General features: G+C 73.5%; 11 protein-coding genes. 7 read left to right on the top strand and 4 right to left on the bottom strand.

Going from position 1 to position 11,285, the window contains the following annotated elements; genetic code table 11:
• Window positions 1-76 precede the first annotated feature (76 nt).
• The 3 genes from PV721_RS14390 (at window position 77) to PV721_RS14400 (ending at window position 2,433) form a co-directional block, all read left to right on the top strand.
• A complete protein-coding gene (locus PV721_RS14390) occupies window positions 77-1,354 on the top strand; it encodes a thymidine phosphorylase (RefSeq protein WP_319724003.1) in 1,278 nt (425 codons plus the stop codon).
• 95 nt (window positions 1,355-1,449) lie between these two features.
• Window positions 1,450-2,040 (top strand): Uma2 family endonuclease, encoded by a 591-nt coding sequence (locus PV721_RS14395; RefSeq protein WP_319724005.1) that lies wholly within the window; start codon window positions 1,450-1,452, stop codon window positions 2,038-2,040.
• Window positions 2,041-2,091: 51 nt separating this feature from the next.
• Window positions 2,092-2,433 carry an STAS domain-containing protein gene (locus tag PV721_RS14400; protein WP_319724007.1) on the top strand — a complete coding sequence of 114 codons (342 nt, stop codon included), beginning with the start codon at window positions 2,092-2,094 and terminating at the stop codon, window positions 2,431-2,433.
• On the opposite strand, the gene PV721_RS14405 is transcribed toward PV721_RS14400, so the two are convergent.
• Window positions 2,320-3,324, bottom strand: a complete 1,005-nt coding sequence (locus PV721_RS14405; protein WP_319724009.1) for a sigma-70 family RNA polymerase sigma factor — start codon at window positions 3,322-3,324, stop codon at window positions 2,320-2,322. The genes PV721_RS14400 and PV721_RS14405 overlap by 114 nt on opposite strands.
• 187 nt (window positions 3,325-3,511) lie before the next feature.
• On the opposite strand from PV721_RS14405, the gene PV721_RS14410 reads away from it, so the two are divergent.
• A complete protein-coding gene (locus PV721_RS14410; protein WP_319724012.1) occupies window positions 3,512-4,855 on the top strand; it encodes an MFS transporter in 1,344 nt (447 codons plus the stop codon).
• 4 nt (window positions 4,856-4,859) lie between these two features.
• On the opposite strand, the gene PV721_RS14415 is transcribed toward PV721_RS14410, so the two are convergent.
• Together PV721_RS14415 and PV721_RS14420 are read right to left on the bottom strand one after the other, a co-directional pair.
• Window positions 4,860-5,573 carry a L,D-transpeptidase family protein gene (locus PV721_RS14415; protein ID WP_319724014.1) on the bottom strand — a complete coding sequence of 238 codons (714 nt, stop codon included), beginning with the start codon at window positions 5,571-5,573 and terminating at the stop codon, window positions 4,860-4,862.
• A 91-nt stretch (window positions 5,574-5,664) separates the two neighbouring features.
• Window positions 5,665-6,957, bottom strand: coding sequence for an MFS transporter (locus PV721_RS14420; RefSeq protein ID WP_319724016.1), 1,293 nt, complete (start codon window positions 6,955-6,957; stop codon window positions 5,665-5,667).
• Window positions 6,958-7,055: 98 nt separating this feature from the next.
• On the opposite strand from PV721_RS14420, the gene PV721_RS14425 reads away from it, so the two are divergent.
• Together PV721_RS14425 and PV721_RS14430 are read left to right on the top strand one after the other, a co-directional pair.
• Window positions 7,056-7,997 carry a LysR family transcriptional regulator gene (locus PV721_RS14425; protein WP_319724018.1) on the top strand — a complete coding sequence of 314 codons (942 nt, stop codon included), beginning with the start codon at window positions 7,056-7,058 and terminating at the stop codon, window positions 7,995-7,997.
• An 83-nt stretch (window positions 7,998-8,080) separates the two neighbouring features.
• A complete protein-coding gene (locus PV721_RS14430; RefSeq protein WP_319724019.1) occupies window positions 8,081-9,124 on the top strand; it encodes a hypothetical protein in 1,044 nt (347 codons plus the stop codon).
• A 29-nt stretch (window positions 9,125-9,153) separates the two neighbouring features.
• On the opposite strand, the gene PV721_RS14435 is transcribed toward PV721_RS14430, so the two are convergent.
• Entirely contained in the window at window positions 9,154-10,218 is a 1,065-nt protein-coding gene (locus PV721_RS14435) for a helix-turn-helix transcriptional regulator (RefSeq protein WP_319724020.1), read from the bottom strand.
• A 473-nt stretch (window positions 10,219-10,691) separates the two neighbouring features.
• Here PV721_RS14435 and PV721_RS43890 point away from each other — a divergent pair, with 473 nt between their 5' ends.
• Complete coding sequence (locus PV721_RS43890; RefSeq protein WP_416371097.1) at window positions 10,692-11,222, top strand: ATP-grasp domain-containing protein; 531 nt, start codon at window positions 10,692-10,694, stop codon at window positions 11,220-11,222.
• The last annotated feature ends 63 nt before the right edge of the window (window positions 11,223-11,285 follow it).

The following is an 11,285-nucleotide window of genomic DNA, read 5'->3' on the forward strand; positions in this document are numbered from 1 at the left end:
CCCTTCGCCCCCGGGGGCGGAGGGCTGTCGTACGTCCGCAAACCCCTCTCTCTATGCGCGTAGAAGGAAGCACCACATGGACGTCATCTCCGTCATCCGTACGAAGCGGGACCGAGGCGAGCTGAGCCCGGAGCAGATCGACTGGGTCATCGACGCGTACACGCGCGGTGTCGTCGCCGACGAGCAGATGTCGGCGCTGGCGATGGCCATCCTGCTGAACGGCATGAACCGCACCGAGATCGCCCGCTGGACCGCGGCGATGATCGCCTCGGGCGAGCGGATGAACTTCGACTCCCTCTCCCGCCCCACCGCCGACAAGCACTCCACCGGCGGCGTGGGCGACAAGATCACCCTGCCCCTGGCCCCGCTCGTCGCCGCCTGCGGCGCGGCCGTACCGCAGCTGTCGGGCCGCGGTCTCGGCCACACCGGCGGCACCCTCGACAAGCTGGAGTCCATCCCCGGCTGGCGCGCGCTGCTCTCCAACGAGGAGATGCTGCACGTCCTCGACACCACGGGCGCCGTCATCTGCGCGGCCGGCGACGGCCTGGCCCCGGCGGACAAGAAGCTCTATGCGCTGCGTGACGTCACCGGCACCGTCGAGGCCATCCCGCTCATCGCCTCCTCGATCATGTCCAAGAAGATCGCCGAGGGCACCGGCTCGCTCGTCCTGGACGTGAAGGTCGGCACCGGCGCCTTCATGAAGAACATCGAGGACGCCCGCGAGCTGGCCCGCACCATGGTGGGCCTCGGCACCGACTCGGGCGTCAAGACCGTCGCGCTCCTCACCGACATGTCCACGCCGCTGGGCCTGACGGCCGGCAACGCGCTGGAGGTCCGCGAGTCCGTCGAGGTCCTGGCCGGCGGCGGCCCCTCGGACGTCGTGGAGCTGACCATCGCGCTGGCCAAGGAGATGCTGGACGCCGCGGGCATCAAGGACGCCGACCCGGCGAAGGCCCTGGCCGACGGCTCCGCCATGGACCACTGGCGCCGGATGATCGCGGCCCAGGGCGGCGACCCGGACGCGACCCTGCCGGTGGCCCGCGAGCAGCACGTGGTCACCGCCCCCGCCTCGGGCGTCCTGACCCGCCTCGACGCGTACGGGGTCGGCGTCGCCGCCTGGCGCCTCGGCGCCGGCCGCGCCCGCAAGGAGGACCCGGTGCAGGCCGGCGCGGGCGTCGAGCTCCACGCGAAGCCGGGCGACACCGTCACCGCCGGCCAGCCGCTGATGACCCTGCACACGGACACCCCGGAGAAGTTCGACTACGCCCTGTCCTCCCTGGAGGGCACGTACGACATCGCTCCGGCCGGCACGGCCTTCTCGGCCACGCCGATCGTCCTGGACCGCATCGCCTGACCTGCACGCACTCGTGCGGCTGAACGGGACCGGTGGACGCCCACCGGTCCCGTTCGTCATGCTGGGATCGGTGCCAACAGCATGAGGAGCACACCATGAGCGCACTCACCGTCCAGCACGAGCCGGTCAGCGGCGAGAGCTGGGAGGGTCTCGTCCGCCTCTGGGAGGAGACGGACGCGCCGGAGGGCTGCAAGGTGGAGATCATCGAGGGGATCGTCACCGTGGCACCACCGCCCGTCAACCACCACAACTACATCGCGGTCAAGGTCCAACGGGCCGTGATGACGGTACTTCCGGACGCTTTGGAGGTCTATCAGACCCTCAACGTGACGATCCCGTCCCGTGACGGGCTCTACATCCCGGATCTGGTGGTCGTTCCGGAAGAGGCGGTGCTCGAAGGGGGCGCGTTCGTCCCCGCCGCCATCGCGGAACTGGCTGTCGAGGTCACGTCGAAGTCGAACGCCTCCAATGATCGCGTCGCCAAACTCGCGGGGTACGCCCAGGCCGCGGTCCCGCTCTACCTGCTGATCGACGCCTATGCCCCCGGCGGTCCCACCGTCACGTTGTACGGCGAGCCGAAGGGCGGGCTCTACCGGGTGCTCCAGGCGGGCAAGTTCGGCGAGACCTTCCACCTGCCCGCGCCCTTCGGCCTCAAGCTGGACACGTCCACCTTCCCGACTCCCTGAGCCGACCGCCCGTCTCCGATGATTTCCGGGCGGCGGGGGAGTCACCCTCTCGTGACGACCAGACGACTCGTGCTGCCCGGACCCGCCCCGACCCGACGCGACACCGCGCGGCTGTGCGCCCGGCTGGCCCGGCTGTACGAGAGCGGGGCGACGGCTGTGGAGTGCGATGTCGGGGCCGTCACCGCGCCGGGCCTGGCCGCGGTCGAGGTGCTGGCCCGGCTGCGGCTGACCGCCCGAGGACACGGCGGGGGCTTCACCGTGACCGGCGCGGGCCCCGCCCTACGCGCCCTGCTGGACCTCGTAGGACTCGTCGAGCTGCTCGGGGAGCCCGAAGAGCGGGAACCAGCGGGCGGTGTCCAGGAAGGCGTTGAGCCCGACGATCCTGCCCTCTGAGATCTCCAGGACCTGGAGCGCCCACGGGGTGTGGCCCTTCCCGTCGGCGGCGGGCCGGTACTGCCCGAAGGCCGGCATGCCGTTCGCCGTCGTCGGGACCAGCCGCGAGCCCTTGCAGCCGATGCCCTGGTTCAGGTGCCAGGCCGCGATGTCCTCGTGGCCGCGCAGCCACAGGTCGAACGGAGGCATCGACAGCACCGCGTCCTCGTGGAGCAGTGTGGTGAGCCGCGTGATGTCGTACGCCTCGAAGGCGGACAGGTACCGCTCCAGCAGCTTCGCCTGGTCCGGGTCCAGCGGGTCCGCCGGATCGCTGTCGCGGATGCCCTGCGAGGCCAGCGTGGCGCGCGCCCGCTGCAGCGCGCTGTTCACCGAGGCCACCGTGGTCTCCAGCAGCTGCGCGACCTCGTCGGCCTTCCAGGCCAGCACCTCGCGCAGGATCAGCACCGCCCGCTGCTTCGCCGGCAGGTGCTGCAGCGCCGCGACGAAGGCCAGCCGTACGGACTCCTTCGCCAGCGCCATCTCGGCCGGATCGGCGGTCTGCGGCAGCACCCGGCCGTCCGGGACCGGCTCCAGCCAGGTCACCTCGGGCCGCTCGTTGAGCACGGCGGAGGCCTGGTGCTGCGGGGCGGTCAGGTCCATCGGGCGGGCCCGCTTGTTCCCCGCGTTCAGCAGGTCGAGGCAGACGTTGGTGGCGATCCGGTACAGCCACGACCGCAGCGAGGAGCGGCCCTCGAACTTCTCGTAGCTCCGCCAGGCGCGGACGTACGTGTCCTGCACGGCGTCCTCGGCGTCGAAGGAGGAGCCGAGCATCCGGTAGCAGTAGCCGGTGAGCTCGACCCGGTACCGGTCCATCGCCGCGTCGAGGTCCGTACTGGTGGCGAGGTCGCTCATGTCCGTTCATCCCCCTGCTGGTTCGGCTACTCCCGAAACTATCGGAGGCCTCTGACAACGGCAGCCGGAAGCGCCGGACGGCCCAGGTCTATCGATATCAAGTATCTTGACGTCAAGATTAATATGGGGCAGGCTTCCGCATGTATCTCGACGCCGAGATACCTGGACGGCGGATGCGGGGGCTGGGATGCGGCGCGGCGGGGAGATCCGGAGGGCGGGGCGGGGGGAGGCCGGGCTGCTGGCGCAGTTGCGCCGGCCGCCGGGCGGCCGGGACGCGCGGATCATGCTGCTCGCCCAGCTGCTGGACCGCGCGGGCACCGGCGTGTGGGCCGCGTCCTCCGTCCTCTACTTCACCTTCATCGTCGGCCTCGACGCCGGACGGATCGGCCTGCTGCTCGGCGCGGCCGGAGTGGCGGGCATCGCCGGATCACCACTGGCCGGCCACCTCGCCGACCGCTTCCCGGTCCGCGCCCTGCTGATCGGCTGCCACCTGGTCCGCCTCGGGACCCTCTGCGCGCTGCTGGTGGTCACCGACTTCGCGGTGCTGCTGCCCGTCTTCGCCGTGACCCACCTGGGAGACCGCGCGGCCAAGACGCTGGAGATGCTCTTCGCCACCCGGGTCGCGGGCGAGCGGCGCGCCACCTACCAAGCGCTGTCGCGCAGTTCGGCCAACGCCGGCTACGCGCTCGGCGCCGGCCTCGCCGCCATCGGCCTCGCCGTCGGCACCCGGGGCGCCTACCAGGTGCTGATCCTGGCCAACGCCCTGTCGTTCCTCGTGGCCGCGGCCCTCGTGTGGCGCACCCGCGAGCCGCGCGGCCGCGGGCTCGTGGCCGCACCCCCCGTCGGCGCCGCGCCGGCCGAGGGCGCGGCCCCGGACCCGGCGGCCGGTTCGGGGACGAGCGCCTGGCGGGACCGCGGCTACCTCCGGTTCGTCCTCCTGGACATCCCGATGAACCTGGACGACTCGATCCTCGGCGTCGGCCTGCCGCTGTGGCTGGTCAGCCACACCACGGCGCCGCACGCCCTGATCCCGGCCTTCCTGGTCGTCAACACCGTGCTCGTCGTCGTCCTGCAGCTGCGCGTCTCGGCGGAGTTCCAGGGCGCCCGCGCCGCGACCCGCGCGGTCGCCCTCTACGGGGTGACGACACTCGTGTGCTGCGTCCTGCTGGCCGCCGCGGCCGGCGGCGGGATCCTGCTCGCCTCGGCGGCCCTGCTCGCCGCGGCGGTGCTGGCCACCGCGGCGGAGCTGATGCGCTCGGTGAGCTCCTGGGAACTGGCGGTCTCCCTCGCGCCCCGGGAGGCGCGCGCCTCGTACCTCGGGGTCGCCGGCATGGCCCAGTCCGTCCAGAAGGCCGCCGGCCCGCTGCTGCTCACCGGCGCGGTCATGACGGCGGGCCCCGCGGGCTGGCTGGCCCTCGGAGCCGCGGTGGCCGGCCTGTCCCTGGTGCAACGGCGGGCCAGCCTGCGGCGGTTGGACGACCTGCGCACGGCCGGCGAGCGCGCCGCGGCGGAGCCCGCACCGGCGGGGTGAGGACTCAGGTGCCGGGCTTGCGGCCGTACACGTAGACGTCCTCGCCCTTCCCCAGCAGGTTCCAGTACGCCTTGGCGTCGGCGAGCCGCATGTTCACGCAGCCGCCCGAACCGGGCGGGTTCCACATGCTCTTGCCGGTCGAGTGGAAGGCGATGCCGCCGTCGAAGAACTGCGCGTAGGGCATCGAGACGTTGTACAGCGTCGACCAGTGGTCGATGCTGCGGTAGTAGATCTTCTTGAGGCCGGTCCGGGTCTCCGTGCCGTCCTTGCCGGTGCGGACCGGGACGGGACCGTACCTCAGCGCCGCGCCGTCCTGGATCCAGCTGAGCTGCCGCGTCAGGTCGACGCAGGCGATCCGCCCCCGGTTCGTCGGGCAGTTGCCCGCCCTGTTCGGGGTGCTGCCCGCCGCCCGCTGGGCGAGCATCGTGCTCATCGTCTGCCAGGTCAGCGGTCCGGCGTACCCCTGGGTCGGGGTGATCCCGTGGGCCGCCTGGAACGACCTGATCGCCGTGCAGTCCGCCGCGGACTGCTTCCCGTCCACGGGCCGCCCCAGGAACTGCTCCACCTGCCGCTGGTACGGCCCGGCGGTGAGGTTGCAGGAGGCGGCCGCCTGCGCCGTCCCGCCCCCCGCGGCCACCAGCGGCAGCGCCAGCGCCACCGCCCCGCCCAGTACCGTCGCCCGCCGCTTCACGCGCACGCGTGCCGTCAGCGTCCCCATCCGGTCCTCCCCTGCTCGCACGGCTTCCGTTCTCCGTGTTGAATGCCCGGAAAACATGCGGGGGTTGCCTCGTGCGGGAGCGTAGATTTCGTCAGCGCGCGGCCATGGCCGACGTCGGCATCCGGCGCTCCGCACGGGCCGCGTGCGACCCGTACAGGGTGATCGACACGACGCCCAGCACCGCCAGCAGCGCGATCCCGACCGTGGCCGCCCACCCCGCCCCGTGGTACGCGAGCGCGCCCAGGGTGCCGCCGGCACTGGACCCGAGGTAGTACGCCGACTGGTAGAGCGCCGAGGCCTGCGCGCGGCCCGTCTTCGCCGTCCGGCTGACCGCGGCGGAAGCCACCGCGTGCCCGGCGAAGAAGCCCGCCGTGATCAGGACCAGCCCGATCAGGACCGCCGCCAGGGACTCGGCCAGCGACAGCAGCAGCCCCAGCGCCGTGGTCGTCACGGCCAGGTACAGCGCGCCGCGCCGCCCCGTACGGGCCACCAGCTTGCCGGCGGCGGCCGAGGAGACCGTCCCCACCAGGTAGATCAGGAAGATCGACCCGATCACACCCTGCCCGAGCGAGAACGGCTCGTCCACCAGGCGGTAGCCGATGACGGTGTAGACCGCGCCGAAGACCGTCATGAACAGCGCGCCGATCCCGTACAGCCGCAGCAGCAGCGGATCGCGCAGATGACCGACGACCGTACGGCCCACCGCGCGCGGGTTCAGCGACGCCGGGCGGAAGAACCGCGCCCGGGGCAGCAGCACCAGGAACGCCACCGCGCAGACCAGCGACATCAGCGCGACCGCGCCCAGCCCCGCCCGCCAGCCCCACAGCTGCGCCGCCCAGCCGGTGACGAGGCGGCCGCTCATGCCGCCGATGGAGTTCCCCGCCACGAACAGGCCGATCGCACCCACCAGGGCCTTCGGCTTGACCTCCTCCGCCAGGTACGCCATCGCGGAGGCCGGGATCCCGGCGATCGCCGCGCCCTGGACCGCGCGCAGCGCCACCAGCCACTCCAGGCTCGGCGCGAACGGCACCAGCAGGCCCACGCCCACCGCCACCCCCATCGACCACGTCATCATCCGGGTGCGGCCGAACCGCTCGGACAGTGCGCTGAGCGGCAGGACGAACAGCGCGAGCGCTCCGGTCGCGGCGGACACCGTCCAGCTGGCCCGGCCCGCCGTCACCCCGAAGCCGGCGGAGATCGCGGGCAACAGCGCCTGGGTGGAGTAGAGGAGGGCGAAGGTCGCGAGCCCGGCGGCGAAGAGCGCGAGGCTCATCCGGCGGTAGCCGGGGCGGCCGGGGGCTCGGAGCTCGGGGGAGTCGGGCTGCGGAAACGACGGGGTGGAGGCACCCGGGATGACGGGTGCCCCGGTATGAACGGGAGGCATGCATCGAAGGTAGGCCGGTGTTTTTGATGCGTCCAATGCACAGAATCGCGATAATCGATCCACTCATGCATCAGCACAGCTCAGGGCGGCGTCTGTCAATGAACCGTTACGAAGAAGACATGGCCGTGACACGGCTGCTGGCGCCCCGGCTGGCCTACTTCGCCGCCGTCGCCCGGCACGAGCACGTCACCCGCGCCGCGCACGAACTGGGCGTACCGCAGTCCACCCTGTCGCGGGCCATGGTCCGCCTCGAACAGGACCTGGGCGTCACGCTGTTCGCCCGCAAGGGCCGCAACGTCGCCCTCACCACGGCGGGGCGCACCTTCCTGGCCTCCGCCGAACAGGCCCTGGACGGCATCGCCCGGGCCGCCGAATCCGTCCAGCTGGACGCCGACCCGGCCTTCGGCAAGGTCGCCTTCGGCTTCCTCCACACCCTCGGCTCCGAGACCGTACCCGGCCTGATCCGCGCCTTCCGGGCCGACCACCCGCGGGTGCGCTTCTCCCTCGTCCAGAACTACGGCGAGGCCATGCTGGAGAAGCTCCGGGCCGGCGAACTCGACCTTTGCCTCACCTCGCCCCTCCCCGACGCCCCCGACCTCGTCGCCCGCCGCCTCGACGAACAGCGCCTGCGCCTGGTCGTCCCCGAGGACCACCGCCTCGCCGTCCGCAAGCGCATCCGCCTCGCCGAGGCCGCGGAGGAAACCTTCGTGACCCTCGAACCCGGCTACGGCCTGCGCCGCATCACCGACGACCTGTGCGCGGAGGCCGGCTTCACCCCGCGCGTCGCCTTCGAGGGCGAGGAGGCCGAAACCCTGCGCGGCCTGGTCGCCGCCGGCCTCGGCGTGGCCCTCCTGCCACCTCCGGCCGTGGCCCGCCCCGGCGTGGTCGAACTGACGGTCACCGCCCCGCGCGCCGTCCGCGAGATCGGCCTCGCCTGGCTCGACGGCCACCCCGACACCCCACCGGTGGCAGAGTTCAAGCGCTTCCTCCTCTCCAGGAGGGGGCGCCTGATCCCCGAACTGGAGCCGCCCGCCGCGTGAGCCGGGCGGCGGTCCGAAATCCGATGGCCCGTACGCGGCCCGACCGGGCAGAATCGCCGGGTACGGGGGACGGGGGATGCCGGTTGGACGTGTTCGTGTGCGCCGGGTGCGGTGCGGAGCTGACGGCCCCGGTCTCCCGGGTCGCCCTTCCCGACCACACCCACTTCGGTGCGTGGGAGGAGCTGCATCCCCCGCTGATGGAACCGGCGACGTACGCCGTCGACCCCCTGCCCGGCGGAGCGCCCTGGCGGGTGTGGGCCGAGGTGGGGGAGGAGCTGGCGGCGCGGCAGGGATTCCACGCGCCGGTCTACTCCGTGTCCTTCGCGGCGCGGGGCAGGATCGTCATCGCGCCCGGCGACTCCCGGGGCATGGCCCTGATCCCCGAGAAGTGCGCGGGCTACTGCATGGGCATCGACGGCCGCGACGGCCCCAATCTGGCGTGCGAGCGGTGCGGGAGCGCGGTGGCGACCCGGATGGACGACTGCGGCCTGTGGCAGGCGGTATGGCTGGAACCCGATGCGGTCCGCCGCCTCCCCTCCGGCCTGCCCGCCGTCCCGACCCCCGACTGGGACGAGCTGGACCTGGCGTCGTACGCCGTCCCGCCCGTCGAACAAGACGGGTCCTGGAGCCGCCGCTGGGAGGCCGCGGTCCCGGTGGCGCTCGCACACCTGGTGGTGGCCTGCGACGCCCGTGCGGTGGCCCTGCCCGGCCCCCTCGCCGAGCTGCTCGGCGACGCCGTCGCCGGCTACCTCCCCGCCGGGCCCCCGGCCCTCACCGTGGGCCTCGCCGGGCCGGGGGCGCCCGTGCTCCGGTCCGGCGACGACATCCTCCTCGTCCCGCGTCATCCGGTCACCGGGGAGCCGTGGCGGCCCCCGCACGGCACGGCGGCCGTCGTCCCGCTCGACATCGGGGTCTGGGCCCACCTCGTCCTCCCCGCGGAGACCTCGCCGCTGCCGGCGTCCGGCGGCCTGCCGGAGGGGGTCCTGCGCGACGACTACCCCCTGCCGCTGCGCCCGCGGAGCCCCTTCCGGGCCCACTCCAGCGCCTTCTCGCACACCCTCGTCCGGCTGCCCGCCATCCGCCGCCCGTCGCTGCGCTCGTACTACGACCGGTACGCCGGGCCGTAGCGGGCCCTACCGGGCCGTACCAGGCCGTGCTAAACCGTCCCTCCCCGATCCGCCGGCGCCGGGGCCGGCGTCGCGGAGAGCAAGTAGCCGGCCTGGAAACGGGACTTGGCGCCCACCGCCCGCATGATCTCCGCGATGTGTCGCTGGCACGTCCGTTCCGACATGCCGAGGCGGCGCGCGATCACCTTGTCCTCCAGCCCCTCCGACAGCAGCCGCACGATCGTCTGCCGCAGCTCGTCCGAGATCGACCGCGCCGCCTCCGGGCTCACCGACGTCGGGAACGGCTCCGCCCCCAGCCAGGACCGCTCGAAGGCCGCCGTCATGAAGTGCACGACGCCCGGCTCCCGCACCACCAGCGCCGCCCCGGTCCGGTCCGGCACCGCCATCAGCCCCGTGCGCCCGTCGAAGACCAGCATCCGCATCAGCCCGTCGCCCAGCGTCCGCACCTGCGCGCCCAGTGCCGTCACCCGCTCGACGTACGCCGCCGTCGGCCGCGAGTAACGCGCCGTGTGCTGGTAGATCGTCCGCATCCGGACCCCGCGCGTCAGCAGCGACTCGTCCCGCCCGATCGACTCCTCCAGCGTCTCCGGCGGCCGCCCGCCGCCGGGCTGGGAGGTCAGCAGCTCCCGCTCGCACGACGCGGCCAGCTCCGCGATCAGCCCCCGTACCGCGCCGAGGTCCGTGACCAGCTCCAGGCGGCCCGACCCGCTGAGGTCCCGGTGCGCGGTCCCCGCTTCGTACGCCGGCACCAGCGTCTCCAGCCGTCCCCGCAGCCGGTCCATCTCGTCGTGGGTCTCCCGCACGAGCAGGGCCAGCGGGGCCAGCGCCCGGGCCGCCGCGGCCCGGGGCGCGACCGCGCTCCACCGGTCCGGCCCACCGCCCGGCGTCCGCTGGAGCAGGTGCGCGGCGGCCAGCTCGGTGATCGCGGCGGCGGCGCGCACGCCCAGGGCCTCGGTGGCCTCGGCCGCGCCGAAGGCGTGCCGTTCGACGGCGTACGCGTACAGGCGCCGGGCCGCGGGACTCAGCTCCCCGGCGGCTCCGGCCCCTCGAGCCGTTCCGGCTGCTCCGCCTGTTCCGGTCTCCTCTGCGGGCATATTCCAATTCGTCCCGTTCTGTGCATGTCTGTAAACCCCTCGTGTTCCCGCAAGGCGGCAAGACGACGCCTGGCACGGCGCGATGGGCATATGCCGAACCGGCACAGTGGATGCACGGCGTGAGGGGGGAGCGCGGTATGCCGCAGCGGACGGCCGGTGAGGGGCGGGGGCCCGTGGCCGTCCTGCTGAGCCCGCGACCAGCCGTGGTGGCGGCCGCCCGCCGTGCGGGCGCGCACACCGTGGTGGTCGCGCCGGGGCCATCGGTGCCATCCGACCGTGAGGGGACGGAGCGGCGGGTACGGACGGACTGGCGCGACCACCGGCACCTCGTCGGTGCCGTCGGCCGGATGGAGGCGGTCCGGCACGGACGCGCCGCCGTCTTCGGCTTCGACGCCGCCGGAGCCCTCGCCGCCGCCCGCGCCAACGAGGAACTGGGCCTGCCCGGCACCCCCACCGACGCCGTCACCGCCCTCATGGACAAGGCCGCCCTGCGCGCCCGCTCCAACGCCCTGCACCCGGTCCGGCCGGTCTCCTTCGCCCGGTGCGGCCGCGCCGACACGCTCCCCTTCGTCACCGGGCTCATCGGCTACCCGTGCGTCGTCAAGCCCCGGGCAGGCGCCTACGGGGAAGGGGTCCGGCTGGTCCGCGACGAGGCCGAGGCGCGGGCCGCCGCCCACGGCTACCCCGAGGTCACCGACCTCCTCGTCGAGGAGTACCTCGAAGGGCCGGAGCTCACCGTCGAGGCCCATTCCCGAGCGGGCCGCCACCGCATCCTCGGCTGGGCCCGCCGGCTGACGGCCCCCGGCCCCCACGCACCGACCCCCCCCCCCCCCGCCCCACACCCCCCGCCCGCGCACCGCCCCCCCCCCTGCCCACCCCCCCACCCGCCCCCCACCCCCGCCCCCCCAAGCCGGGGGGGGTGGGGTCGTGGGGCCCCGCCCGCGAGCCCCGGCCCCGCGGGGGGGGGCCCACCCCCCCCCGCGGGCGCGTCTATTTCTTTATAAAACACTCCCCACCCCCAGAGAAGAGCAAAAAACCCAGTCCGGCTTCTCCTCGAAAAAAAAAAA

Source organism: Streptomyces sp. MB09-01 (assembly GCF_033794505.1).
Lineage (GTDB): Bacteria > Actinomycetota > Actinomycetes > Streptomycetales > Streptomycetaceae > Streptomyces.